We start from the raw sequence: 25,932 nt of genomic DNA on the forward strand, positions 1-25,932 counted from the left end.
TAGAAAGTTTCTGAATTAATTGTCACAAATATCCAATGCGTTACGATAGCTGGAACAACCTCTTAATTGACACAACAGCACGTCCCCAGCCTTTAGCTGAGGAGCGCTTCCGCGAGTGGGTTGCAGGTAAGGGAATTTTCATTAGTTCTCGGAGAGATGCCGAGATGAATCCAGTACGACAAGCTGCTCGACAATATTTATACGAAATAGGTGCTCATCCAATTATGTGGGAGGACATGACACCAAGAGATGAAGCTTCTGAACAAGCTTATTTAAACGGTGTCGATCAATCAGATATTTTTGTGTTATTAGTTGGTAGAAGTTATGGTATCGCCGATTCCACAGGCTATTCACCCATCCATAAAGAGGGAAATCAGGCTACTAAACGCAAGATCCCACGCTGGATTTTCATGCTAGAGGGAATTCAAGACTCTGAGCGAGACGGGCGATTAAATGATTGGCTGAAATCGCTCTACAAGGAAGTTTCTGTTGCATCTTTTTCAACAACGCATTCTTTTGTTTCTCAGCTTGATGCTCGATTGCGAGAGATGGCTGCACGAAGTTACCGCTTTTGGATTAAACTCGGTAATCTCGTCTTTCCCGGTTTAGTCAAGAGTGAATCAATTCCATCAAGAGGTGGAAATCATTTTACTGTAACTGCACGAGTAACCCAAGGAAGTGTACGTCATGCCCTTCTAAGCCTGGCCAAACCATATAGATCCGACCAAGCATATATTAATCGCATAACTTGGTCCGATCAAAGTTTCCCCATCCAAGTCGATTCTGTTTCAACAGACTCGGAGTTTACAACGGAGAACTTAGTACGTATTGAATGTACAACACCTCAGAATTTTCATGGATATTCGGGAGATACCAGCAGGATGATATCAGTCAGTGGAGGTGTTCGTGGAAACTCTTTAGGACCAGCCGATCTTGCGTATATTTGGGCAACCTTGGCTATTTTTGGTAAAGAGGAGGAGATAGATAGGAGTGTTCTAAGTCTGGCTCAACCATTAACAAGACTTGATACATCACCATTACCCGAACTCCTGCGTACAACAAAGGCATCAGGCTGGATTGCTGAAGGGTTGACAAGACTGTACATAGTTGAGGAGTTTCTACAACGGTATCCTGGGTATTTTGAATACTTGAATGTCGAACCTGCTACAGCAACGGGAGTCCGGGTTGATGCTTCTTTTGTAATTGTGTCAAGCTCAATAGCCGATAAGAAACCTATTCCGATTCAAGGGTTTGTTCCTATAGTAGGTTAGTTTTTGTTAGCAGAATTTCAAAAACTCTCAGAAGCAGATAGATTCAAGAAATTCCTGTAAATCATAGAAATCTATAGAATCTAAATCTTCGACGTAAATCATTACGGTTAATTTTTTAGTAATGAAGGTTCGCTTTGTTTCCACGATAAAAGAGGTAATAATTAACTTGGCTAACTCAGTTCTAGATAAGCCGACACGAGCAAGGTCAGAGCCAATGATAGGTATAGCTACACCTGTACCTTGGCACTTTTGACGAACTTCTTTCCAGAGCTTATTCAGCGAAGTCATAAGATAGTCGGTATTTGATTGAATATTCAAGTTATTGTTCATGTATCCATAAGCTGTCAAGAAATAGCATTTATTATGTGAACTGAGTGTAATTACTGTACCGATGGGGTATCGCCAAGTTTTTCCTCGACTTTTATCAAAATCTTCCTGGCGTTCGGTGTGATACGGTTGGAGGGCTACTTCAATATCTGCATCCAATTTGCTGCGATCGCCTCTATAAACCTGTGTAAGAAACTGTCCTTGAATACTGGAATCTCGAATAATATCTCCTATTTCTGTATCAAAAGTATCGTTACAACCAATGACTAAATGCCCGTTTTCATCAAAGAGATCGCCTATTTTGATTTCAATATTTGAATCAGGAGAAATAAGTTTTTTAGATATAGCCATTCGAGGTCGGCATTGAATGATAGCAAAAATGAACGACAAAACTGCAAGTCCAAAGTAACCAAGCCAACCTATGTTGAGCTTCTCTGGGAAGACCAGCGTAGCAGGTTCAATAAATAGCCACAGTAAACCAAATGTACTCACGAATGAATTTACTAATCGTGGAAAGCTAATTTTAGTAATTAGCTTTAGGTAGAGGCTGATTTTCACAGATTTATTTGACATTATGTGTTAATTTCAAACTTTTATTGTACTAGATTATTCCTAACTGGATTGCCTGTTGCAATATTTATGCGTTACCAAGATCGCGGTAGCTCGTTATTCTTTTCCCAGTTTTTGCTAGTTGAATAAGTTTGCTAACATTTTTATGAGGACTTGCTCGCCAAACGTCCGAACGAGTTTGGCTAGCTATAGTGTCATAGTTCTGTGCTGTTCGCTCTAAGTCAGCTTCTGTATTGAAAATAGTTAAGATTGCTGATCCATATCTACCTTGTTGCAGTATTGCATCTTGAATTGACTTAATGATAAATCTATTCGTTTCCCAACGCCAAGTAAATGAGCCAAAATAAGGGTATTGTCCATTTAGATGAACCGATTTTAGAGAAAGCAAAAATTCAAAAAGATCGAACCAATTTAAATATTGAACTTCTTCTTCATGAGGATATAGCTTACTTTTGATTAGCGGGGCAAGATGGTCGCTGACCGGAGTGTATCTCCGTTCAAATCCAGGTTCTATAAGTTTCCCTATATCTTCATAGAATACATATCTCGGATCTAATACATCTATTAAGTTAAATTCACGCTCGGACTCAAGTAAATAGATTTGACGCTCTAAAGCTTCTCGCAAAAAGTTAGTTTTCGTTGAACGAAGTGCAGAAATTCCTACAGTGTAGAGTAGAAGTAAACCAGGATAAATCTTGATATAACTTGCCCATTGGTATTGGTATCCACTTTCAACCTTTTTGGTACTGAGACGCTCTATCCAGTCACCAACAATATCTAGCCAATCGACTGAAGAATCGTTTCCATATTTGCAAATCGTGGCAATTGCATAGATAGAAGGTGTAGTAGCTGTTTCTAAAATTTGAGCAATTGCTGAAATGGTTTCTACTGTTGGTTGCTGACTAAGAAGAGCAGCGAGATCAGGAGAGCCAAGAACAAATTGAACCTTGGCGATTTCCTTTTCCTTTACATCTTCCATGTCTGCAACACCGAAGCTAGACTCAAGTAGTTTTTTAACAGAGGTTTGAGCCTCTGTTAGGGTTTCAAACGAAATTTCAAAATTGGGAGAAGTTAGAACTGGTTGCGTTGGCAGTCTGAGCGCCTGTTCGATTGATTTTGCTTCCTGCTCTGCTGCTCGTCGCTCTCTATCCTCCCTAGCGATTTGTAAAACTGATGCAGTAATATGTCGGGAAACTTTCTCTCTGAACTTTTCAATAGTTTTATAGGTATCAGTCAATCCTTTCTTGTTTAACTCCTCTTTGTATTTTTGAAGGCGTTCGTACTGTTTTAGATCGATTCCTGAAGGGGGTACTTCTTTATCCGAAAAGTAGACAATGCAGCGTTTTCCTTCATTATGTACTCTCTCAATCTCTTCTACAGTACCTGATTCCGCTTGAGGAGTGGGTGTCCCAAGTCGAGTCCAGAAGACAGCTATCAGGAGATCACAAATGTCAACCAGTTGACGATTGATAATAGCTTGTCCGCGTTCCTCAAGATCAGGGGTTGCATCTGTTTCCCATCCCAAAGGCATCAGAATCATTTTCATCTCTAAAGTGTGAATTGCATTCCACCTGGCAATTTCTTCTCGAATAATTTCCCGCTCTTGAGGAACGTCTCCAGGACTAGCAATTAGAACAAGATAAAGCTTGGTATCAACTGGCATATTGTTGGGGTAATATTCTACTACAAGATTAACGATAATTACCTGGATCATCACCCTGAGTGATTTCTGAGTTTAAGTTTTCCTCTATGCCTCCAAAATTATCTTCAATGAAGATAGGAGTAATTTCCGATCGCCCCCTACACAAAATTAGCCGGATCTTGATCACGCCGATTCTTCAGCAGAATCGGAGAACCTTGGCCATCACCCACCAAAGCCGCCGTTTCCTCCAACGCTTCCCTCAGCCGCTTGGCCGCGTAGATCGACATATCACGGGGCACATTCACCCGATCGCGCAAATACCGCAAAGCCGCATCAGAACCAGCCGGTGGCGTACAAACTTCGCCAGTCATCATCAAAGTTAAAGCACAACGCAAAGCCTCATCAAATAAGTTGTCATCAGCAGGATTGACTCGAACGATGTTGCGCTGGTGCTTAATGACGCGATGAAGTGCTTCAGTGCGGGAGGTTTCCGGTTCTGGATACATCACATCCGGCAGTCCAGCCCAAGGCCCATTATCCACGCGGGCTTTATTGAGTAGCATCTGAGGTTCGCCGTTTTCATAACAGCCGCCCATCTGAGGCGGTAAATCGTGGACGTGGGTGTGAAAATCGCTCTGAGTGCCGCGATAGGTAGGGCGGGTTTCCATCGCCGCAAACCAGTCAGCAAAGCGCGGGTTTTCTTCGCGCATTGAGTAGCCTTTGTAGTAGTAAAGACTGGCATTCATGCGTTCGACGTAGGGCGTAAAGATCACATCCGCAGTGCCAAATTCATCGAGGAAATAAGGCCCCGGAGTGCTAGCCAGAGCCTTTTCTACCTGGGTGACGACGCTGATAAATTGGTTGCGGTTGTGTTGTTCTACTTTGGCTGAACTTGCTGGGTAGCACAGCCAAGAGCACCAGGCTCTAAATAGCAGTCGCTCTAACCGCCGCATGGGTATGACTGCGGGGTTTTCCATGCCCAAACCCAAGGGGCCATAGACTCGTTCCAGCGCGATTAAGATATCATCGCTTTCGGTGATGATGCGGCCGTCTAGTTCGATCGCGGGTAGCATTCCCGATGGCACTTTGCGCTTGTACCAGCTTTCCTTTTCCCCGTAGCAGAACATAGTAACTTTGTCAATACGGTAGGGGATTTGTTTTTCTTCCAGCCACAGCCAGATTTTTTGGCAGTAGGGACACCAAGCATGGTTATCGCGGTACAGAGTGACTCGCACATCGGATTCGGTTTTACCAAAGAGGCGCAAGCAGGCTTGGGCGTTGGTTGGCCCGTTGACGCGATCGACTTCAAAGTCTGTGAGGGCTTCTAATTCTGTCCAGCTTAGGGGGGTCATGCGATTTTAGATTTTAGATTTTAGATTTTAGATTGGAGAATTGAAGACAGCGACTTCTTCGCGGCAATAATAGAACTTACGCACCAACTCAATCTGTAGGGTGCGCTGTGCGCGCACCTTACCCCTACACCTAGCGCATTCAACTATTTTTTGGTCTTAGTCCTGAATAAGATAGTTGGTTCTCAGTTAAAAAAGGCTTTGAGGACTGAAGTCCTCACTGCCAACTTAACTACAATTAAGGCGACATTTGGGGAGGAGGTGGGGCGTCTTGAATTTTAGCCAGTGCTGCTTTCATTTCAGGAGTGGCTAGCAACTTTTGGGTATCTGCGATCAAACGATCGCCCCAGAGGTTTTCTTTGAGATATTCTACGGTAGCATAGCGTTTGTCGAGTTTCAGAGCTGCTTCTCCCATCGCTAAGCCTTTTTCTTTGTCACCTTTGGTGTAGAATGCTACTGCTAGAGCTAGCATTGCTTCGGCTGCTTTGTCGTCGATCACGATCGCCTGTTCCCAGCGTTTGATAGCGCTATCAACATCTCCCATTTCGTATTTGACTAATCCGATATTGTTAATAGCCGGCCACAGGTTTTTTTCTAAAGCAAAGGCTTTTTCGTATTGGGCGATCGCCTGATCAAACCGCTTCAGCTTATAAAAAGCATTCCCTAAATCAAATAATGCACCTGGAGTGTCTGGTTTTAGTTTCAATCCTGCTTGCAAATATTCGACTGCTTTCTCGTAGTTCGCTTTCCGAAAGTGAGCTTCTCCCAAGACAAATTTAATTGAGGGATTTTCTGGCGACAGAGATTGAGCTTGCCCCAAAGCTTCAATACCTTTGTCAAACTGCTCGACTTGAAGGTACAAGCTGCCTAACAAAGTCCAAGTTTGAGCATTCTTGGGGGCTAACTGTGTGGCGAGTTCGGCTCTGGGTACGGCGAGTTCGTACTGCTGGAGTCTGGCTAGCTGGACGGCTTCTTCTGCAAGGCTCAAGGCCGTTTGTTCGAGTTGGGCCGAGTCGATTTGCAGGGTGTAAGGCAGGAGGGCCTGACAGGCAGCAGGCTCGGGCATTGCCCCCAAACCGAGTGCGAGTAGCAGAGATATTAAAGGAATGCGATTAGGCACTGTACAGCCCCAGAAAAAAATATAAGGGTTTCTCGATCGCCTATAATAACTCATATTTTTGAGTTTTGATATTGCTTCTTGACTCGCAACACTTCTGGGTTTTCATTTAAATACTTCTCGAATTATGTTTACACTCAGGATAGCAGTTTTTCTTCAGTGTTTTAGAGACGACTGAGAGCCTCACTACAAGTAGGCAAAATTATGAGTTATTATAAAATTGAATCAGTTAATAAATAACGCTTCGCGGTTGTCTGTTAAAGAGTTACAAGCTTCTGTTTTTCCTCACAAAAAAAGTTTATTTTTACGGGTGTATAAAAAAATGAATTTCTCACTACAAACCTGGTAAATTCTTCATTTTTAGGAATTAGAGTGAGTTAATAAAGCCTGTTGAATCTTGTCTAATAATTGTGCTGCCGACAAGGAAGAAGGCAAAATTTTGGCCGATACTTCTTGCAGCAGAAAGTCGATCGCCTCGGATTCCGAATTTACAGCAGACCGATAATCCCAGACTAAAATTGGCAGTTTTACTGCCATTTGGCGCAAGTTCGACAGCGCCTGCAACATAGCGGGGGATTCTGAGGGGGCATCTCGCAAGCACAGCAAAACTAAGTCAACGCTTTGATATTGCAACTGCTGCAAAACTTCTTTCCAGCAGGGAGCGATCGACCCTCGAAATCCTGCGGTGTGGACGTACTGAATCAAAGCTTGAAAGTTGGGAGTAGAAAACTGGGAATTGGGGAGGGGAATCTCGGCATTTGTCGATCGATCGCGATTTTCCAATTCTCCCGTCGGGTTCCCCCCAGCAGTGCGGTGCAAATCGGGTAAAGTCGAAATGTCGGCAAATAAAATGCTGGGCTTCCAACTCATTCCCGCAGCAACTTGAATCACTTGCCACAAAGCACTTGGCACCAACCCGGTACCTGAAGTTTCACTGTCGTCGGGACTGCGGGTAGCCAAACAGGGAAATACCGACAATCCTTTGACTTGATTTGCCAGTTGGGTAGTTGCGGGGTCTAAAGTCACCAAGGGGAGAGAACCCAAATTTCGAGACCGACTTAACTGTTCGATAAAAGCTAAGGGGTTTTGCAGTTGACTTGTACCGTCCAAGACGATCGCGTCGGGCCGCCAAATTCGTGCCACAAGTTCTGCTTGGCCGAGGTCGTCTGCTTCTAAAACGCGGCAGTAGTTGGGGTTGAGCAGTAAAGCGGAACCTTGAGAGGAACTGTTTTGCGGGCTGAGCCACAACACGGTTAAAGAACTCCTCACTTTGGCGCTACTAGCATTACTTTTGCCGATCAAGTCGGTCAGCAGGCGCCGCAAAGCGGGTTCTTCCACTGGCAAGCTCAAGAAGCCTTCGGCTCGGTTGACACTGGCCCGTTCTTTTTCGCCTCTGGTTGCTGTGACAATCGCCGGAATCGATCGGGTATCCGGGTCACTCTTGAGCAGCGTCAGCACGTCCCAACCGGACAGCAGTGGCAGCAGCGGGTTGAGGAAAATCGCTTCGGGACTGAACCTGCGAGCTTTTTCCAGCGCTTCGGTGCCGGAACGGGCGACTATTACTTGGTAGCCCAAACCTGAGATGACGTTGGTTAAATCTTCGATATATTTGGGAACTGCTTCGACTATTAATACTAAACGAGAGCGAGAATTGGCGATCAGAGTCGGATATTGGGGTTTTAATAATTCTTCCTCGGCGGCTCCAGGTGCCGGGATTTCTTCGCTACTGTTTCCCGGAGGATTTGGTGGCAGCAACAGGGTAAATTGAGAGCCTTGGTTTTCTGAGGAAATAAACGAAACGTCCCCACCGTGGAGCCGAGCTAGGCGTTGAGTTAGCACCAGTCCTAGTCCGGTTCCTTGAAAGCGGCGGGTGAGGGGGCTTTCTAGCTGTTGGAATTTCTGAAAGATCAGATGCTGTTTGTCGGCGGGGATGCCGATGCCAGTGTCCCAAACTTTGAATGCGATCCAGCCTTCCCAAACATTTACTTTCAATCCGATTTTGCCACCGAGTTCGGTGAATTTTAGGGCGTTGGAAAGGAGGTTAACCAGCATTTGCCTCAGTCGCAGTTCATCGGCAATTAAGTGGCTCAATTCCGGTTCTATTTCGAGTGTAAATTCTATTTGGGCGGAGGGTTCTGCGTTTGCTGTACCGTCCGTTTGGCTCGCGCTGGGAGGGTTTTTTTCTTCTTGCTGTTGCAGTTGTTTTGCTTGTTCAAAGGCTCTTTGGCAGGTTGATGCTATTTCGACTGCTTCGGGAATTAGTTCTAGCTGCCCGGTTTCCATCCGGGTCAAGTCTAATATATCGTTAACTATTGTCATCAAGTGCCGCCCGCTTTTATGGATTAGTTTGGCGTAGCGTGTTTGGCGGTCGTTGAGCTCTCCGATCAATTTATCTTTGAGGAGGCTGGACAAACCGAGGACGGCGGTGAGCGGGGTTTTTAGTTCGTGGCTGATGCAGGATAAAAATTCGTCTTTGAGTCGGTTGAGGTGGATTAAATCTGCGTTTTTCGCTGCTAGTTCTTTGGCGACTAAATGTTCTTCGGTGACATCTTGTCCCATTACTAAAATTAGCTGGTCTGAGAGCGGTTGTTTGACAAATTGCCAGATCCGTTCTTGGCCTTTTTGTACGGGGCACTCGCAAATGTAGGTGTCTGGTTTGCCGGCGGTGGGACACCAAGCTGGAGCGGTTAAGGTTGAGGGGGAGGCGGCGGCGTACAAGGGCAGCGGGCAACTGGTGGCTGCTGTTGAATCGCGATCGCCCGATATACTTGCTCCTACTAGGCTCATGCACTCTTTGGTGATGCCCTCTAACTGCACGCTCTTGTATTCGCTTGTTAAATGGCTTGGTTTGCGGGGCGAGTGTTTACCCAAATTTGCTGCTGGTTCTGGAATTGGTACGGGGCCTTCTCCCAGCAAAATCCGCCACGCTGCGTTTTGGCTGACTATTTGTGCGGTGGGGGTTTGCAATCTCAGGGGCAGGGGCAGTTTTTCCAGCAGTTGGACTAGGGAGTTCAGGTTTTCTGAGGGTTTCAATCCTGCTTCTAGAAAGCGCACTTGAGCGTCTAGGGCGGTGGCGATAGCTTCGGAAACGGGCATTAATTCGATTTCTTTGACGGCTGTTGCCTCCTCTGTGAGGCTGCAGAGCGAGCTGCTGTTGAGTGCGGCGAATTGCAGCAGGCTCAGGCTGTCTAGCATTCCTAAAAATTGACCGCTGCCATCTGTCAGGGCGATCGGGCTGTTTGAGGAAATGCCGGCGGTTTGGCGGTTTGGCCGGGCTGGGGTGTTCTGTTCCTCTGTTTGCAGGTACTCCCAGAATTCACTGACGCTCATAGCAGCGGGTAATGCCCTGACTGGTTCGATCGCGATCGAGCTTTCTGACAAAGGTTGCTGCCCGTCGTTTGTGCGATCGGCTCCATAAGCCCACAGGCTGCGGAGGTACACTAATCCCAGCGGCTGTAGCTGTTCGTTGACTACTGCGACTCGATCGCAGTTGCAGGAGCTGAAAATTGACTGCAGCGATTCTAGCGCGGCAGTTTGGAGGCACAGCGGCACTGGCTCGATAAAATTTTTGAGACTGGGGGTGGTAAGTGGCATAACAAACCTGATAGTCTGCTCGCGAGAGCAGTAATATTTTTGATGCTCAATGTAGCTGCGGATTTCTGTATCTTATTTGTTTTATATCAGTTCCCTATCAGGCCCGGGATCTGCACCGAGACCTGGGAGTTCGATGCCTACACCTAATTTGAGGCGACTAGCAATTATTTTAAGGCTTAAGCTTAATTGCAGAAATCACGCTCAGGGTGCTTGACACAAAAACAAAAAAGTACATTTTTCTTCTTTATGTGCTAGAAGCTCATCACTTATTTGGCGGTTAAGATTGGTTAAAATAAATATTGAGATGATTGTTAAAATGTTAAGTTTTTTGTAAAGGAGATATCAACTCTGAGCGATCCAGCACTTTCGGGCAACTTAGGTGGTGCACCTACAGCTTTGCTTCCCCAACTGTCTATCGGTATTTTTGTCCGCTCCGAGGAAATCGCAGCCTCTGCGATCGAGCTTTTGAGGGGCGAACGCTATGCTTTAACGCACATTAAGTCGGCAGTGGAGTTTTTGGGGTTCCTTAAGCACAATTATCACCTTGATTGTTTAGTTTTGGAGGTGGATAGGGATCTGAGATCGCTTCTGGCCAAGCTGCAAGAACGATCGCTCTTTTTGCCTGCTGTGATTTTTTCGTCCCAGCCAGGGGAGGATGAAAGGCCAGTTGCACCATATTCAGATGGTTTTGAGGCTGGCACCAGTACCGCCAACACGAGTCAAGACGAAAGCTGTGCTTTTTTTTATCACCCTGCTGAGGTGCAACTGGCAATCGCTCGATCAAGCGAAATAGTTGCCAATATCGATCGGGCGATCGCACAATTTCTGAAACTTTCAACTCCGATTCCTGTCAATTACCAATCCGCAAGGAGCGATGCGACAGCTCAATTGACGGCTCAAAGTTTGCTAAGCCGGCAGCAGCGGCGGCTGGCGGAAAAATTACGGGAGCGATTAGGATACTTAGGTGTGTATTATAAAAGAAATTCCCAGATTTTTTTGAAAAATCTGTCGCCACCTGAGAAGCAAAAGTTTTTGGAGCAACTCAAGTCTAGTTATCGCGACATCGTTTTGAATTATTTTTCTCAAGATACTGCGGTCAACAATCAAATAGATGAATTTGTAAACTTAGCTTTTTTTGCTGATGTTCCCGTGACTCAAATTGTAGAAATTCACATGGAATTGATGGACGAGTTTGCTAAACAGCTACAAATAGAAGGGCGCAGCGAGGAAATATTGCTCGATTACCGCTTGACTCTGATTGACGCGATCGCTCATATGTGCGAGATGTACCGACGATCGATTCCGAAAGAAGCATCTCAGGTTATAAGGTAGAAGGCCCAGGGCAAAATTCAAGCAAGAAGAAGGTAGAAGTTAGAATTTAACAAAGAAGAAAGGACAAGACAAACTGCCGCGCGATCATCGGGAGGCTGAAATTATTATAAAATAACAAAGAACAGGGGATTTAAGACAAATAAGAACTACAACTAACATCAGACAACTAATACTCAACATTTAAAAAAGTTCATGAGTCCTCTGAAAAAAACCTATGTTCTGAAGCTGTACGTTGCGGGGAATACTCCCAACTCAGTGCGAGCTTTGAAAACCCTAAAGGACATCCTCGAACAAGAATTTCAAGGAGTCTACGCACTGAAAGTCATAGACGTTCTCAAAAATCCTCAGCTAGCAGAAGAGGACAAAATATTGGCAACCCCCACGCTGGCCAAAATCCTGCCGCCGCCGGTGCGAAAAATTATTGGCGATTTGTCCGATCGTGAGAAAGTTCTGATAGGATTAGATTTGCTCTATGAAGAACTTCGCGAAGAAGACCTGAATTCCTAAGATAATCAGATGGCAGTCAGTCGATTTTAGATTTGAGACTTTGGCGTGAAACGTTCGGCGAGCGTCGAGCCGTCGAGTCGTGCGAGCGTCGAACGATGGTAGATTTACTCCACAGATGAATCTGGAATGTTGAAAAAAAGTCTAAAATTTTTATCTCTCCACGACCGGAGTACGTGGCACGGTATTCGTTTTTGGGCGGGGTCATTAGTCAGCAGTCAGCCGTCATTAGTTATTGAGCAAGAGCCAAAACTAAAAGCTGGGTACAAAGACTCATGATCTGCGGTTAATGAGTGACAACTAAAGCATACTGAGAGTTGACAAAAATCGACATGAATGAAATTAGTCAAACGGTTCAACGAGAAGGATTGGGAACTGTAGGAGTTGAAAAAATTCGCACGATGATTGAGGGTTTCGATGACATCAGTCACGGCGGAATGCCGCTCGGCAGAACCACCCTAGTCAGCGGGACGTCAGGAACGGGAAAAACTTTATTTGCCGTACAATTTCTCTATAATGGAATTACCCATTTTGACGAAGCTGGAGTGTTCGTAACTTTTGAAGAATCTCCCGCAGATATTATTAAAAATGCTTGCAGTTTCGGTTGGGATCTGGCACAGTTAATCGATGAAGGCAAGCTATTTATTTTGGACGCTTCCCCCGATCCGGAAGGTCAAGATATCGTAGGAAATTTTGATTTATCAGCCTTAATTGAGCGAATTCAGTACGCCATTCGCAAGTACAAAGCCAAGCGGGTTTCCATAGATTCGGTAACAGCCGTATTTCAGCAGTACGACGCTGCATCGGTGGTGCGCCGAGAAATTTTTCGTTTAGTTGCGCGCCTCAAACAAGTAGGAGCAACTACAGTTATGACTACGGAACGGGTGGAAGAATACGGCGCAGTGGCGCGGTTTGGAGTGGAAGAGTTTGTGTCGGATAATGTAGTGATTGTTCGCAACGTTTTGGAAGGAGAACGCCGCCGCCGCACAATGGAAATTTTGAAGTTGCGGGGTACAACTCACATGAAGGGCGAATATCCTTTTACTATGACTAATGAGGGAATTAATATTTTCCCATTGGGGGCGATGCGATTAACTCAAAAGTCTTCTAACGTGCGGGTTTCTTCGGGCGATAAAACTCTCGACGAAATGTGCGGTGGCGGTTTCTTCAAAGACTCGATTATTTTGGCTACGGGTGCAACGGGAACCGGCAAAACGCTGTTGGTGAGCAAGTTCTTGCAGAATGCTTGTATGAACGGCAATCGGGCGCTGCTGTTTGCCTATGAAGAGTCGCGGGCTCAGTTGTTCCGCAATGCTTATTCTTGGGGCATTGATTTTGAGGAAATGGAACAGAAAGGACTGCTAAAGCTGCTGTGTACTTACCCGGAATCTGCTGGTTTGGAAGACCACTTGCAAACTATTAAATCAGAAATTGCGGAGTTCAAACCTTCTCGAATTGCTATAGACTCGCTGTCGGCCTTAGCTAGGGGTGTCAGCAATAATGCTTTCAGGCAATTTGTGATCGGAGTGACGGGTTTTGCGAAGCAGGAAGAAATAACCGGCTTTTTTACGAATACAAGCGACCAGTTCATGGGTTCTAATTCGATTACGGACTCCCATATTTCTACTATTACTGACACGATTATTATGCTGCAGTATGTAGAGATTCGAGGAGAAATGTCGCGGGCAATTAATGTGTTTAAGATGCGCGGTTCCTGGCACGACAAAGGAATTCGGGAATACACAATTACTGAAAGAGGCCCACAAATTAAAGATTCGTTCCGTGGTTACGAACGGATTATCAGCGGTTCTCCGACTCGGATTACGATTAATGAGAAGAGTGAGCTATCGCGGATTCTCCAGGGTGTGCAAGGTCAAGACGATGAGGATATTTGAGAGTTAGCAGTGATTGGTCCTTAAAAGTAGGTTGGGTTGAGCTAGGAAACCCAACTTTTTTAATTTGAGGAGTTTGTGAAGATTTATAGCAACCGCGACCATATTTGGGAGGTTCTTAATTGCTGAAATATGAGCTTTTATTGCCTTCTGCATCAGTGCTTTCTGCTATAGCAATCCGACTAAATAGGTTGTGGTAAAAATCTTGGCGTAAACTGTTGTCCCTCTAAATTGTATATTTCAATGACTTCTCAAAAATCATAAAATCCTCTCTATATCCGATTCTCGAACATAACAAAAAATCTTTCTGGCCTAGCAGCTTAGTGCCGCGTCGTGCCTATCCCTACTACCCCTAGATTAGCGGAACCACGGGGGATTGCCTCTACAAAAATATTAAAACTAATTTTATTATCAAAAATCATTATTTACACCTCATCACCACTATTGGCGTCTCCCTATATCCACAAGATGAAATGAATTTCTCTAGCTTGCTCAAAAATGCAGATATTTCCCTATATTACTTTAAGGACTCGAGCCCAATACCTATAGTTTTTACACAGCCACAATACCTTGGGCAAAATTCAATACCCTGGCGATCGCAAATCTCTTGAATTGTGCTTGGAAAGCCAATACTTGCTGTACGCTCAACCTCAGCTCGATTGGCAAACAGGTAGCCTGGCTGGTGTTAAAGTTCTAGTAGGAGGGTATTCTCCTGAACAAGGTTGGATTCATCGCCATCGATGTATTCCCATCGCCGAAAAACAGGATTGATTTTGCCCGAAGAGCAAATTGATTTTAGAGCAAGCTTGTGGGCAATATTAGCAGTAGTTAAGAGGAAAACTAATTCTTCCTAAGATAGCAGTGAATCGGTCGGCACGTCAACTCACCTAACCGACTTTAATCGCTAAGAGCGATCGCAGTGTTGAGCGCACCGAAATGAAACCGAAATATCTCTAGCTATAGATTACGGGAATGGCAATGATGCTTAATGTTGACATTACCTACAATCTTTTAAGCCAATGATCGAAGCGTGGCATTGGGATTTTTATCGAGGATTTTGGGACTGGCTATGCTGCTTTTAACAACCTGAAGAATTTTCCGGTGAAGTCGCTCAAAATTGAGTGCTAATTTGTCCGCGATTTAGCCAGCGATCCGATCGCTCGCGGAATTGCCCAGCCCATAGCTGTAATCCCACATGGCTTAAATGTGAGCACAATTGCCGAAGGAATTGAAACCCCAGCGCAATTGCAATAGTTACAAGCGAGCGGCTAGGAAATCGGGCAGCATTATATGTTGAGGAAGCCTGTAATTGCTGAGGTTACAATTCAATTAATCCGACATCGTGAAAGGTTGTCTACCACTATTGGGGATGAGCAACCCTCATCAAAGCGCGCAAAAGTCTTATAATCAATTTAATGCTCAGGTAGATCAAATGAATAAAAAAATTTTCTTACGCAATAATATAAAAGTGTTTGGAAAAGGCACCCAGACGATGATTTTTGCTCATGGATTTGGGTGCGATCAAAATATGTGGCGTTTCGTAACACTGGCCTTCGAGAATGACTACAAAATCCTCCTATTTGATTATGTAGGTTCGGGACAGTCTGATCTTAGTGCCTACAGTTATGAACGGTACAGCGACCTCAATGGCTATGTTCAGGATGTCCTCGATATCTGTGAAGAATTGGCGTTGACGGATGTGGTTTTTGTCGGTCATTCTGTCAGCAGTATGATCGGTCTTCTGTCCTCAATTCAAGCTCCTAATTACTTTAATCGCCTGATTTTCGTAGGACCTTCACCCTGCTACATCAATGATTTACCAAATTATTACGGAGGGTTTGAGCGCCAAGATATTGAGGATCTGCTCGATATCATGGAGAAAAATTACATTGGTTGGGCAAGCTTTCTGGCGCCAATGGTGATGCAGAATCAGGATCGTCCAGAGTTAAGTGAGGAACTTGAGGCAAGTTTTTGCTCCACTGATCCGGTGATTGCAAGTCGCTTTGCCGAGGTAACTTTTTACTCTGACAATCGCAGTGATTTACCCAAGGTATCAGTACCTTCACTGATATTGCAATGTGCTGATGACGTGATTGCTCCCACCGAGGTAGGGCATTACCTCCACCGCCACCTACCTAAAAGTACGCTACGGCTGATGAAAGCTAGGGGACATTGCCCGCACCTGAGTCATCCACAAGAGACGATCGAGATGATTAAGGAGTATTTGAGTGTACCTCATACTACCTGATTTGTATGACAAACAGGACCTACCAGATAGACGAGCTACTCAACACGTCACCCTGTGGATTCCTCTCGTTTGCTGACGATGGTACGATCGTAATGGTCAACGCCACATTACTGCAATTACTCGGATACGAAACCGATGAACTGCGGGAACGAAAAATGGGCGTTGCTGATTCACGGTATGAATCAACTTTTATCGGAAGTTACAAAACTCACCCTCAAGCAGGCTTATAGCAATTGGGAAATCTGAATTCCTACCTGTATTCAGCAACGCCAAATTTACCTCTTTTTTTCTATTTTATTCGCTCGCCCAAAAGAGCTCAAATGGGTTCTATAGAGGTGGTTTTGGAAATACTCGACCACTCTCAAGAGCGGAACTGAGCGAAAGATGAGCGGAAAACAGAGCTCTTGCTGGGAGAATAAATCTCAAACCGTTGAACCACAGAGGATGGATTTTTATGGGGGCGGAGGGACTTGAACCCACACGACCGTTTCGGGTCAACGGATTTTAAGTCCGTAGCGTCTACCATTCCGCCACGCCCCCCTTTGGTTAAGCTGCTGTGGTTTTGAGCCACTAACAGCAACAGCCTTTTATTCTACAGCCAAAACCCCAATTTACGCAACCCCTAATCAAAAAATTCCCAAAAGTCGCGCTGGATCTCCCCAAGCGGTACAATAGTTAACCAGCTAGCGGAGCGTGTCAACCGACTTACCCGTGTTATTATTCCCCTAAAGCAAATCTATGTATATTACCTTACTGCTTTACGCCGTCTTGGCAGGAGCCTACCTCCTGGTAGTACCCGCGGCCACCTACGCTTACCTGAACAGCCGCTGGTACGTCGCTACCTCTTTTGAGCGCGGCTTCATGTACTTCTTGATGTTCTTCTTCTTCCCAGGTATGTTCCTCCTAGCTCCATTTTTGAATTTTCGGCCCAAACGGCGGCAGATAGAAGCCTAAATGCGACGTATTGACGTAATTGGAATCAGTATCGGCTTTTTTGTAGCAGGTGGGTTTATCTACTTGCTGCTGCAATTGGCCGGACTCGACAGCATGAATGCAGGGATTTGGAGTCAGTTATTTTTGGTCGCCGGATTGATTGGCTGGCTGGTGACTTATTTATTTCGAGCACTGACTCAAAATATGACCTACAGCCAGCAACTGCAAGACTATAAAGAATCTGTCTTGCAGAAGCAACTGGATGAACTCACTCCCGAAGAATTAGCCAAACTTCAAGCGGAAATTGAGCAGGAAAAAGATAATTAGTCAGTGGTTAGTTGTCAGTTGTCAGTTGTCAGTGGTTAGTGGTTAGTTGTCAGTTGTCAATGGTTAGTGTTTATATCATGTCCGGTCGAGCGACCGCGATTTTTGTAGGGCGGGTTCACCAACAATACCTGCCAATAATTGACAATCTCAAAAACCAGCCCCGACCGGGATATTATGGTTAATCGATCGGACATGATATTAGGTGTTATTAGCTAATACCAACTGCCAACAACCAACTGCCAACAACCAACTGCCAACAACCAACTGCCAACAACCAACTGCCAACAACCAACTGCCAACTGCCTAATGACTATTTCTAATTGTTTTGAAACGTTGCGAAAAAGCAACCAATGTGCATTGATTCCTTTTATTACTGCTGGCGACCCCGACTTGGAGACAACGGCTAAAGCACTGCAAATTTTGGATGATAACGGTGCAGATGCGATCGAGCTTGGCGTTCCCTATTCTGACCCGCTAGCTGACGGGCCGGTGATTCAAGCCGCTGCTACAAGGGCTCTACAGCGCGGGACGCGGTTAGATGCGGTGCTGGAAATGGTAGCGAAAGTTAGTCCGAATTTGCGATCGCCCATCATTCTCTTCACATACTACAATCCGATTTTGTACCGAGGTATAGAAACCTTCTTGCAGCAAATCAAAAGTGCCGGAGTTCAGGGATTGGTTGTACCCGACTTGCCCTTAGAAGAAGCCGACAGTCTCATCCAACCTGCCAACAAATTAGGGATTGAACTAACATTATTAGTTGCTCCGACAAGCCCCAAAAGTCGCATAGAGGCGATCGCTCGTCAGTCTCAAGGATTTATTTACTTAGTCAGCGTTACGGGGGTTACGGGAGTGCGCGAAGGATTAGAAACGCGAGCAAAAGAGTTGCTGCAAGAACTCCGCACCGTCACCGACAAACCCATCGGCGTCGGGTTTGGTATATCGAAACCCGAACACGCTCGCCAAGTGAAAGAATGGGGTGCAGATGCTGCGATTGTTGGCAGTGCTTTTGTCAAACGCTTGGCAGAAGGTACTCCAGAACAAGGTTTAGAGGCGATCGGCGAATTCTGCAAGAGTCTAAAAACAGCGATTCAAAATCCTTAGCAACTGTACAGATACTTTCAGCCATTAGACAGATGTGTGCGATCGGGATGTGCCGCCACAATTGCGATTAAAGACCTTGTTGTACTTGAGATCATACACCACCTTCCTTCTAGTTCCTGACTAGAAGGTTTTTTTTGAGCCGAAAATGCAATACATTTCAACATAGTCCGCGCATGGATAACCAAACAGCTATGGAGGGAAACGACTTTGCCTTGTCCGGCGCAGGCTGTGCCGACTTTGAATAATTTATAGAAGAGCGAAGATTGTCCATTCCTTCTTCCGTCTTCCGTCTTCCGTCTTCCGTCTTCCTTCTTCCTTCTGCTATAACTTGAGGAATGTAACTTGGGATAGATGAAAAGCTGCGGTTTCTATTCGTATACTAAAAAAAGTGTTTAAGTGCCTAATTTGGTAAGGGTAGCCATCTACAAAGCCACAAGCCATTTGAGCATATCACAATAGAAAGGAGCATTTTTATGAAGAGACTAACTGCATTTGTGAAAAAAATTCGAGCTGTACAAATTTTAACAGTGTTTCTGGCTGGCATTTTAGTATTAGTGAGTACGGCCTGCAGCCGCCCTGATGTGACGGCAGGAAAAACTGATGTGATGGCAGGAAAAGCTGATGCGAGGATAGGAAAAACTGCCGACCAAATTAGAGAAGAAGTGCCTTCAGGGGCTGTAACGTCCGAATTCAAAGGCGGCATGAACGACTACAGCGAGGTCGATCCCAGAAACAAAAAGCTTACAGCAGAAGAAGCAAAAGCTCAGCTTCTCAAAGAGCAAGCGCAGCACCGCATCGATACCAAATCTAGCAACAATGTAGGCGAAAACGTGCGGCGGGTAGGGAACGACGCGCCTGACAAACTCGACCAAATTGGGGAAAAGGTGAAGGAGGATGCTCGCACCGCTCAGAGCAAAGCTGATAACTTTGGCGACAAAACCAAACAAGGCTTTGCTAATCTTAAAGAAAACACTCGCGAAGGCTTGAAGGGAGCAAAAGATATTGTTAAAGAAGCCACTGCGGGAGCAAAAGAAAGAGCAGGAGAAGGTACTGAGTCGCTGAGATATGGTACCAGCGGCGGCCAAGAAAATATCAATGATGCAGCGCGAGATGCAAGATAGAACGCTGAAGATACTTCGGAAAAGGTTGGCTAGAAAGTGTATCGAGATATTGACATAACTCAACGAGTGGCAGAAACAGCGGCAGACGCGATCGACTAATCTTAAATAACGCTGTTTCCTTCTCGGGAAGCTACATTCCGACAGGGGTTTTAACCCCTGTCGGAATCTAGGTAAAGTCAATGGATTTTAGATTTTAGATTTTAGATTAAAGAATTGAAGCATTGACCCCACGGATAAATTCGGGGGGCAAGCTTCATCGGATACAGGTTTTTTATTTCTCCACCGATGAATCCGGGGGCTTGTATCCTGGATGCGTTCGGTCAGGTGAAGACTACTGCCTATTAATATTTGATTTGGTTTTAACCCCTGGGAGGGCTATTAGGCCGCAAGTAGAGTGGAGGGGGGTTTCACCACAATGCAACGGCCCTGTCCTTTTCTAGGGGGAACTGGAATGCCACTGCTTTCACGAAGGATTCTTTATAATTTCTATAGATTGTATCTGGACTTTTTAAGGTACTAACTTTTTTACCGGCGTAGCGGAAATTTGGGCGATCGAGCTATATTAAATTCAATTAATTACCCATTGTATTTTTCAAGACATGATAAGGCAGTGTTTCTACGGTATTTCACGTTCCTTGAATCGCATTTGAGATTAATAGCAGAAACTTATACCTAAGTAAAAAGCTTTAATCGCGATCGCCAAAGTATAAAATGTTGTTCATTAACAGATAATTGGAGTTTTCGATCTGGCGATCAAAAATTATGTGGTTTATGCCCTAAGATAGATACAATAAGTTTTGTCAAGCTAATGTCGGAGTTGAGGTCAGCCGATATGGACGCAACAGTAGATGTAGTAGATTTGACTGCGGTAATGCCGCGATATCGCCCGATCGCGCCATCGCGCCATCGTACACAGATTCTAGATCGGCTATCTATCGGTTCCTGCGCGAGAAAGAGCGACAACCCGCCGCTAAAATTCTCAAACCTACGTCATTGTGGCGGAGGAATTGCGGGAGGCGGTGCTGCCACAATCCCAAAAGGTTGCATTAGCGACCGTTAATTGCATAGGTAGAAATAGTCCTCAACCGAACAGACATCCTCGACGAACTTGAACGCAGACCGATTATTTACAAATACATTACACCTTCCAATCTTTCAATTGATTTTACCTGTTACCTGCTAGATGGATGTGTATAAATTTTAGCAAAAAGAGGCCACGGATTCGGGATATATTCGAGCCGTAATCCGCAGCCAACCGACAGGCGAAATGGAGGCAAACCTTATCTTGGGAATTGTGTTTTGATGCTAGTAACGATGATGCACGACTTTTATGATGCACTGGCACATTTGGCAATCTATGCAGATGCCGCACCGGCGGAGCGCCAACAAATCCTTAAGCGCGTTGGGGCTAGTCAGGAAAAACTCAAAGAATTCGCGCACCATACGCCGATTAATTTCCAACACAAGTTCGATCTAGTTGAGGCAGAATTGCTGGGCGTTTTGGGACAGATAGCAGAAGCCATGGAGCTGTATGATCGAGCTATTACCGGAGCTAAAGCTAACGAATATGTCAATGAAGAAGCTCTTGCCTGCGAACTCGCTGCTAAGTTTTACCTGTCATTAGGAAGGGAAAAAATTGCCCGACTATACATGATAGATGCCTATGATTGCTATGTCCGCTGGGGAGATAGAGCCAAAATTGACGACTTAGAAAAACGTTATCCTCAATTATTAAAACCGATTTTAGAACCCGCAAAACTCCCTGCAAATCCATTAGCCAATTTTCCAACACCTGCGGGGCAAAATCCATCCATTCATCCATCCATTCCTCCCTCTGTTTCGGCGAGCGTCTCAGATTTCGGGAATTTTTCAACACTGCTAAAAGCTTGTCAAGCGCTCTCTAGTGAAAGAGAACTCGATCGACTGATTGCCAAAGTGATGCAACTGGCGATGAAAAATACAGGAGCTGACAAAGGAGCGCTGATTTGGCCAAACGGCAATCAATGGGAAATCGCGGCTACCAGCACGATCAACAATTCGGGAGTCGAGTGGGCGATCGACTTATCATCCGCAACACTCGATGAAAATAGCGATATCTTGCCCCTCAAAATTGTTGACTGCGTTAAAAATTTATTGAAACCTGTGATTGTTCGGGATCTTGCTCAACAACGTGAGTGGGATTCCGACTCCTACCTCCTCAAATACCAACCGCAGAGCCTGTTGTGTTGGCCGATTCTCGATCGAGGCAACTTAGTCGGCATTTTGTATCTGGAAAATCGCTTAACCGCAAAAGTTTTTACCCGCGATCGCCTGCAACTTCTCAATCTCCTGTGTTCCCAGGCAGCCATCTGTTTGCAAAATGCTCTGCTCTATAAAAAATATCAAGATTACAACCAGCAATTAGAGCGATCGCTAATAAAAATTAGCCGAACCGAAGCTCAGCTTGCCGATCAGAAACAAATGCTCCAAGCGATTCTTGATGTCGCTCCGATTTGGATTTGGATGGTTGATCCCAGTGGTAAAGTACAGTTTTTGAACAAGACCTTTTCTCAAGATGTGGGCGTGCCTCTGAACGATTTCCTAGCTGTCGATCATTATAAAGATCTACTGGGGGAGAATGCAGCGGGCTGTTTGGTTTCAGATGCAGCCTGCCTTGCCCAAGATTGGCCACATTACTCCAGCGAAATTATCAGATTTGTTGACGGCAAACTACACGATTTAGAAATCACAAAAGTGCAGTTAAAAAATTCCCATGGCGAGACAATAGGGATTATTGGTTTGGGTGTTGATGCCACCGAGCGCAAGCGAGCAGCCGAACTTTTGCAAGAGAAAAATCAACAGCTAGAACGAACTTTAAAAAATTTACAACAAGCACAACTGCAAATCGTGCAAAGCGAGAAAATGTCGGCATTGGGTAATTTAGTCGCCGGAGTCGCCCACGAAATTAACAATCCGATTGGGTTTATTTCTGGCAATTTAAGCGAAGGTAAAAGAAGTTTGGAAGATGTGATCGAACACTTAGAATTGTATCGCTCCGCTGCATCGCCATCGGAAATAGCCGACCACGCCGAAGAGATAGACCTCGATTATCTTTTGGAAGATTTACCGAAGATGATTGATTCAATGCAACTCGGGTGCGAACGCATTTGCAGCATCAGCAACAGTTTGCGTACCTTCTCCAGAGGCGACAAAGACTACAAAGTTCCTTTTAATATTCACGAAGGCATTGATAGCGCTATTTTAATTTTGAAACACCGTCTCAAAGCAAACGAACACCGCCCGCAGATCGAAGTGATAACTAAATACGGCAATCTCCCTAAAATCGAATGTTTTCCCGGTCAATTGAATCAAGTTTTCATGAACCTGCTTGCCAATGCGATCGATGCCTTAGAAGAGTCAAATATAGGACGCACTTTTAGCGAAATTACCGCCAATCCCAACCGCATCACCATTTGCACGGATATAGTCGGCGAAGGGTACATTAAAATTAACATTGGTGATAACGGCATCGGCATCAAAGAGGAGGTTAAACAGCAGATATTCGACCATTTGTTCACGACGAAAGGTGTCGGGAAAGGAACTGGATTGGGGTTGGCAATTGTCCACCAGATTGCGGTAGAGAAACATGGCGGAAGCATCGAGGTGAATGGGGAGCCTGGAGTTGGCACTGAGTTTGCGATCGTTTTGCCTGTGAAGGGATAAATTTGAATTAAAATTCAATGTTTTTTGGGCGATCGAGTAATTAAGATATACTGACTTTGATTGGGGTCTTTTTTTGAAAGCCTTGGCATAACGATTTTAAAGTAGGATCATTTTTTTGATCGAGCAGTCTGGTTTACAAGCTGTTGCTACTGTACTTAATGAACCTGGAATATGTTGTATTTTAGACCCCCTATAAGTGAGTGCGTCACCCATTTTTAGTTGCGAGATGTCTATTATACAAAAAAATTAATCACCAAGGCTTCGCCCTACAAAAATTTATCTTAAATTTAACCAATCTTGAATTTCTTGCGCTAACCAAGCCGCCTCAACCTCTTTCAAATTTGTTGCTAAAGTATAAAAGTAAGTTCCCCTCTCGTTACCTGAACGAATCCTGATTTCATTTCCCTGATAAGTATTGTATAGAAAAGCACCTAAAATCTCAGAAACTTCCCCCCTTTGTCCTAAATAACTCCAACCAAATATCTGATGTTCCAGTTTAAAGTAGTTCCGGTTAAATGTAATTTTAGTACCATTGCCCAAAATCTTAAGTAACATACTTGCTACAAGCGGAAAAAATCCTAATCCCATACTGACATTTACTTGCAAATATGCTAAGACTATCGGCCAAGATAGCAGTATAGTTAATATTCCTATAAAAGCACCTAAAAAAGGCTTTCTGGCTAAAGTAGACGGAATTTTAATGTTTAACTCCGTTGCTGATTTGCTAACTTGAATGCGACTGTGAGGTGGTTTAGCAATTTTCCAAACAGTCGGAATTTGAAGATTAGCCCCTTGTATTTTTCCCGATTTCAAAGCTGCTAAAGCCTCTCTAGCCTTGCTGAAACGCTTTTCTAAGGCGATTTCCGTCATCTTCTCAATCCAGCTTACCAAAGTGGGATTCACACTCACGCGATCGCTAAACTGAATCCGAGAATCTTTCTGTGGCAAATCCGCAGGAGTCATCCCCGTTAACAAATGAATTAAAGTAGCTCCCAAAGCATACAAATCCGAAGCCGCCACCGCCCGCCCCCAAAACTGTTCTAAGGGTGCATAACCACTCGTTCCTACCACTGTAAACGTTACACCTGTCACCGCCGCTTGAGCTTGTACCGCACCAAAATCTACTAAATAAACGTGCTGATCTTCCCCCAAAATTAAATTACTCGGCTTAATATCTCGGTGCAAAACTGGGGGGCTTAATTCATGCAAATAAATTAAAATTTCTAGCACTTCAGTGGCAATTTTTCGTACTTTATTTTCTGAAAAACGCTGACCCTTTTCTAATAATTCCTGAAGAGAAAATCCCGGAATATAATCTTGTACTAACCCAAACCAAGGCAATCCTGCTCCGGCTTCCCGTTCCAGGGAAAAATAATCTCGATAGCAAGGAATGCGGGGATGATTTAGCGCCTGCAAAACTTGTGCTTCTCTTTCAAAAAGCTTGAGTTCTTCCCAGTGCATTTCCGGGCTAAAAGCTAACATTTTCAGCGTCACCTGTTCTTGAGACTCTAAATCCACGGCTAGCCAAGTTTGATGACCGGCCGCTGTGCGTCCTAAACGCTGTTGCAATTGATAACGTTCTTGTAAAATTTTTCCTGTATCTAACACAGCATTACCCTCCAGTTGTGAATGCTACAAAATGGCCTTAACTATTAAATTAATGACGGCTCTCCTACCAGGTCATTTTTACTCATAATTGTTAAATCACAGGGTCGAAGATTAACTCTTTTGGCGACAGCCTTAAATTGCTACTACAAGTAATTAGAGGTGCATTTCTCCATTCGGCATGATTGTACCGCGCAATTGAGCACCCGCTAAATTAGCCGTGCTCAAATCTGCCCTAATCAAAGTTGTGCGGTGCAAATTTGCCTCCCGCAAATCTGTTCTAGCCAGGTAAGCATCAGTCATATCAGCTTCACTCAAGTTTGCCTGATTTAAATTAGCTCGACTCAAATCAGCCCGCACCAAATTAGCTCGACTCAAGTCAGCCATGATTAAATTAGCATTGCTCAATTTTACATCAGTCATAAATGCACCGCGCAAATTAGCGCCCGCCAATTCAGCATCAAGTAACACAGCTCTTTCCAACTTAGCATTAGCCATTACAGCCCAGGAAAAATTTGTTTCTACCAAAGTTGCTTCAGTCAAAAATATGCCATCTAAAATAGCTTCGCTCAAATTTGCCTGAGTCAGATTTGCTTCTCCCAGAAATGCTTCAGTCAAATTAGCGTGACTGAGATTAGCTTTAGTCAAATCTGCACCTTGCAAATTGACGCCCCGCAAATCTGCACCTTGCAAATTTGCACCCCGCAAATTTGCACCCTCAAAAAGCCGCAACTCCTTCCGCAAATTTGCACCCCGCAAGCACGCACCGCGCAAATCTGCACCTTGCAAATTTACACCTCGCATATCTGCATCGCTCAAATTTGCATCAATAAAAACTGCCAAAGAGATGTTGGCTTTGCGAAAGTCTGCACCTTGCAAAGTCGCTCCGTGGAAGTCTGCATCGGACAAATTTGCTCCGCTCAAGTTGGCTTGATTTAAGTTAGCACCGCACAACTTTGCATTAGTTAAATTAGCGCGCTGAAGGTTAATTCTGCTCAGGTACGACATCGCTAAGTTTGCACCCCAGAGGTCAGCACTACTTAAATTGACGCCAATTAAATCGGCACCGCTCAGGTATACCCCTCGGAGATTCATACCTTGAAAATCTAGTTCTCCTGATGTATATCGCCTTAAAATTTCGCTGGCATTCATATTTGTTTTTGTTGTTAATTAGGTACAATCTGCTATTTCTAGACGGCTTAAGTTTCTGTTCGCGCAGGCGGACTTAGTTTTTGTAGCCCCAGACTTGAGTCTGAGAAACTTGATGAAATTTCTTGAATTTCAGTTGACGCAA

Annotated in this window: 21 protein-coding genes and 1 tRNA gene; 14 read left to right on the plus strand and 8 right to left on the minus strand. The window is 44.7% G+C overall.

Annotated features, from left to right (window positions below; all coding sequences use genetic code 11):
- Positions 1-35 precede the first annotated feature (35 nt).
- On the plus strand, positions 36-1,271 hold the full coding sequence (locus tag QUA74_RS14995) for a DUF4062 domain-containing protein (protein WP_333330157.1): 1,236 nt from the start codon (positions 36-38) through the stop codon (positions 1,269-1,271).
- Between the two features lie 27 nt (positions 1,272-1,298).
- Here the strand turns inward: QUA74_RS14995 and QUA74_RS15000 are convergent, their stop codons facing one another.
- The 5 genes from QUA74_RS15000 to QUA74_RS15020 all read right to left on the minus strand — a co-directional run bounded on the left by QUA74_RS15000 (position 1,299) and on the right by QUA74_RS15020 (position 9,870).
- Positions 1,299-2,171, minus strand: a complete 873-nt coding sequence (locus QUA74_RS15000) for a macro domain-containing protein (protein WP_333330160.1) — start codon at positions 2,169-2,171, stop codon at positions 1,299-1,301.
- Between the two features lie 64 nt (positions 2,172-2,235).
- The gene (locus QUA74_RS15005) at positions 2,236-3,831 is read right to left on the minus strand and encodes a hypothetical protein (RefSeq protein WP_333330162.1); all 1,596 of its coding nucleotides are present in this window, start codon (positions 3,829-3,831) and stop codon (positions 2,236-2,238) included.
- Between the two features lie 137 nt (positions 3,832-3,968).
- Positions 3,969-5,162 (minus strand): glutathione S-transferase family protein, encoded by a 1,194-nt coding sequence (locus tag QUA74_RS15010; protein WP_333330165.1) that lies wholly within the window; start codon positions 5,160-5,162, stop codon positions 3,969-3,971.
- A 235-nt stretch (positions 5,163-5,397) separates the two neighbouring features.
- Complete coding sequence (locus QUA74_RS15015; protein ID WP_445302150.1) at positions 5,398-6,279, minus strand: tetratricopeptide repeat protein; 882 nt, start codon at positions 6,277-6,279, stop codon at positions 5,398-5,400.
- 357 nt (positions 6,280-6,636) lie between these two features.
- Positions 6,637-9,870, minus strand: a complete 3,234-nt coding sequence (locus QUA74_RS15020; RefSeq protein ID WP_333330171.1) for an ATP-binding protein — start codon at positions 9,868-9,870, stop codon at positions 6,637-6,639.
- 396 nt (positions 9,871-10,266) lie between these two features.
- On the opposite strand from QUA74_RS15020, the gene QUA74_RS15025 reads away from it, so the two are divergent.
- The 7 genes from QUA74_RS15025 to QUA74_RS15050 all read left to right on the plus strand — a co-directional run bounded on the left by QUA74_RS15025 (position 10,267) and on the right by QUA74_RS15050 (position 16,076).
- The gene (locus QUA74_RS15025; protein WP_333330174.1) at positions 10,267-11,202 is read left to right on the plus strand and encodes a circadian clock protein KaiA; all 936 of its coding nucleotides are present in this window, start codon (positions 10,267-10,269) and stop codon (positions 11,200-11,202) included.
- Between the two features lie 192 nt (positions 11,203-11,394).
- Positions 11,395-11,709 (plus strand): circadian clock protein KaiB, encoded by a 315-nt coding sequence (kaiB, locus tag QUA74_RS15030; RefSeq protein ID WP_006632119.1) that lies wholly within the window; start codon positions 11,395-11,397, stop codon positions 11,707-11,709.
- A 329-nt stretch (positions 11,710-12,038) separates the two neighbouring features.
- Positions 12,039-13,601 (plus strand): circadian clock protein KaiC, encoded by a 1,563-nt coding sequence (gene kaiC, locus QUA74_RS15035; protein ID WP_333330176.1) that lies wholly within the window; start codon positions 12,039-12,041, stop codon positions 13,599-13,601.
- A 567-nt stretch (positions 13,602-14,168) separates the two neighbouring features.
- Positions 14,169-14,369 (plus strand): hypothetical protein, encoded by a 201-nt coding sequence (locus QUA74_RS15040; RefSeq protein WP_333330179.1) that lies wholly within the window; start codon positions 14,169-14,171, stop codon positions 14,367-14,369.
- Positions 14,370-14,633: 264 nt separating this feature from the next.
- Positions 14,634-14,726, plus strand: coding sequence for a hypothetical protein (locus QUA74_RS29885; protein ID WP_445251676.1), 93 nt, complete (start codon positions 14,634-14,636; stop codon positions 14,724-14,726).
- Positions 14,727-14,967: 241 nt separating this feature from the next.
- The gene (locus tag QUA74_RS15045; protein WP_333330182.1) at positions 14,968-15,846 is read left to right on the plus strand and encodes an alpha/beta hydrolase; all 879 of its coding nucleotides are present in this window, start codon (positions 14,968-14,970) and stop codon (positions 15,844-15,846) included.
- Between the two features lie 5 nt (positions 15,847-15,851).
- A complete protein-coding gene (locus QUA74_RS15050; RefSeq protein WP_333330185.1) occupies positions 15,852-16,076 on the plus strand; it encodes a PAS domain-containing protein in 225 nt (74 codons plus the stop codon).
- 225 nt (positions 16,077-16,301) lie between these two features.
- Here QUA74_RS15050 and QUA74_RS15055 read toward each other — a convergent pair.
- A tRNA-Leu gene (locus QUA74_RS15055) sits at positions 16,302-16,386 on the minus strand.
- A gap of 198 nt (positions 16,387-16,584) precedes the next feature.
- Between QUA74_RS15055 and ndhL the strand changes: the two genes are divergently transcribed.
- The 6 genes from ndhL (at position 16,585) to QUA74_RS15085 (ending at position 23,033) form a co-directional block, all read left to right on the plus strand.
- A complete protein-coding gene (gene ndhL, locus QUA74_RS15060) occupies positions 16,585-16,800 on the plus strand; it encodes an NAD(P)H-quinone oxidoreductase subunit L (RefSeq protein ID WP_193972727.1) in 216 nt (71 codons plus the stop codon).
- Entirely contained in the window at positions 16,801-17,106 is a 306-nt protein-coding gene (locus tag QUA74_RS15065) for a DUF3007 family protein (protein ID WP_333330188.1), read from the plus strand.
- 306 nt (positions 17,107-17,412) lie between these two features.
- On the plus strand, positions 17,413-18,210 hold the full coding sequence (gene trpA, locus QUA74_RS15070) for a tryptophan synthase subunit alpha (RefSeq protein ID WP_333330191.1): 798 nt from the start codon (positions 17,413-17,415) through the stop codon (positions 18,208-18,210).
- 473 nt (positions 18,211-18,683) lie between these two features.
- The gene (locus QUA74_RS15075; protein WP_333330194.1) at positions 18,684-19,331 is read left to right on the plus strand and encodes a DUF6658 family protein; all 648 of its coding nucleotides are present in this window, start codon (positions 18,684-18,686) and stop codon (positions 19,329-19,331) included.
- 832 nt (positions 19,332-20,163) lie between these two features.
- A complete protein-coding gene (locus QUA74_RS15080) occupies positions 20,164-20,391 on the plus strand; it encodes a hypothetical protein (RefSeq protein ID WP_333330198.1) in 228 nt (75 codons plus the stop codon).
- A gap of 242 nt (positions 20,392-20,633) precedes the next feature.
- Positions 20,634-23,033: an ATP-binding protein gene (locus tag QUA74_RS15085; protein ID WP_333330241.1), complete on the plus strand. Its 2,400-nt coding sequence runs from the start codon at positions 20,634-20,636 to the stop codon at positions 23,031-23,033.
- A 276-nt stretch (positions 23,034-23,309) separates the two neighbouring features.
- Here the strand turns inward: QUA74_RS15085 and QUA74_RS15090 are convergent, their stop codons facing one another.
- Together QUA74_RS15090 and QUA74_RS15095 are read right to left on the minus strand one after the other, a co-directional pair.
- Positions 23,310-24,641 (minus strand): serine/threonine-protein kinase, encoded by a 1,332-nt coding sequence (locus tag QUA74_RS15090; RefSeq protein ID WP_333330201.1) that lies wholly within the window; start codon positions 24,639-24,641, stop codon positions 23,310-23,312.
- 153 nt (positions 24,642-24,794) lie between these two features.
- The gene (locus QUA74_RS15095; RefSeq protein WP_242722582.1) at positions 24,795-25,790 is read right to left on the minus strand and encodes a pentapeptide repeat-containing protein; all 996 of its coding nucleotides are present in this window, start codon (positions 25,788-25,790) and stop codon (positions 24,795-24,797) included.
- Positions 25,791-25,932: the final 142 nt, after the last annotated feature.

The organism is Microcoleus sp. LAD1_D3 (genome assembly GCF_036702135.1).
Taxonomy (GTDB): Bacteria; Cyanobacteriota; Cyanobacteriia; order Cyanobacteriales; family Microcoleaceae; genus Microcoleus.

What these genes read in the sequence shown, in the direction of transcription:
- QUA74_RS14995 (WP_333330157.1), top strand. Translation starts at nt 36, where the DNA reads ATGCGTTACGATAGCTGGAACAACCTCTTAATTGACACAACAGCACGT.
- QUA74_RS15000 (WP_333330160.1), bottom strand. Translation starts at nt 2,171, where the DNA reads ATGTCAAATAAATCTGTGAAAATCAGCCTCTACCTAAAGCTAATTACT.
- QUA74_RS15005 (WP_333330162.1), bottom strand. Translation starts at nt 3,831, where the DNA reads ATGCCAGTTGATACCAAGCTTTATCTTGTTCTAATTGCTAGTCCTGGA.
- QUA74_RS15010 (WP_333330165.1), bottom strand. Translation starts at nt 5,162, where the DNA reads ATGACCCCCCTAAGCTGGACAGAATTAGAAGCCCTCACAGACTTTGAA.
- QUA74_RS15020 (WP_333330171.1), bottom strand. Translation starts at nt 9,870, where the DNA reads ATGCCACTTACCACCCCCAGTCTCAAAAATTTTATCGAGCCAGTGCCG.
- kaiB (WP_006632119.1), top strand. Translation starts at nt 11,395, where the DNA reads ATGAGTCCTCTGAAAAAAACCTATGTTCTGAAGCTGTACGTTGCGGGG.
- kaiC (WP_333330176.1), top strand. Translation starts at nt 12,039, where the DNA reads ATGAATGAAATTAGTCAAACGGTTCAACGAGAAGGATTGGGAACTGTA.
- QUA74_RS15045 (WP_333330182.1), top strand. Translation starts at nt 14,968, where the DNA reads ATGAGCAACCCTCATCAAAGCGCGCAAAAGTCTTATAATCAATTTAAT.
- QUA74_RS15050 (WP_333330185.1), top strand. Translation starts at nt 15,852, where the DNA reads ATGACAAACAGGACCTACCAGATAGACGAGCTACTCAACACGTCACCC.
- ndhL (WP_193972727.1), top strand. Translation starts at nt 16,585, where the DNA reads ATGTATATTACCTTACTGCTTTACGCCGTCTTGGCAGGAGCCTACCTC.
- QUA74_RS15065 (WP_333330188.1), top strand. Translation starts at nt 16,801, where the DNA reads ATGCGACGTATTGACGTAATTGGAATCAGTATCGGCTTTTTTGTAGCA.
- trpA (WP_333330191.1), top strand. Translation starts at nt 17,413, where the DNA reads ATGACTATTTCTAATTGTTTTGAAACGTTGCGAAAAAGCAACCAATGT.
- QUA74_RS15075 (WP_333330194.1), top strand. Translation starts at nt 18,684, where the DNA reads ATGAAGAGACTAACTGCATTTGTGAAAAAAATTCGAGCTGTACAAATT.
- QUA74_RS15080 (WP_333330198.1), top strand. Translation starts at nt 20,164, where the DNA reads ATGGACGCAACAGTAGATGTAGTAGATTTGACTGCGGTAATGCCGCGA.
- QUA74_RS15085 (WP_333330241.1), top strand. Translation starts at nt 20,634, where the DNA reads ATGCTAGTAACGATGATGCACGACTTTTATGATGCACTGGCACATTTG.
- QUA74_RS15095 (WP_242722582.1), bottom strand. Translation starts at nt 25,790, where the DNA reads ATGAATGCCAGCGAAATTTTAAGGCGATATACATCAGGAGAACTAGAT.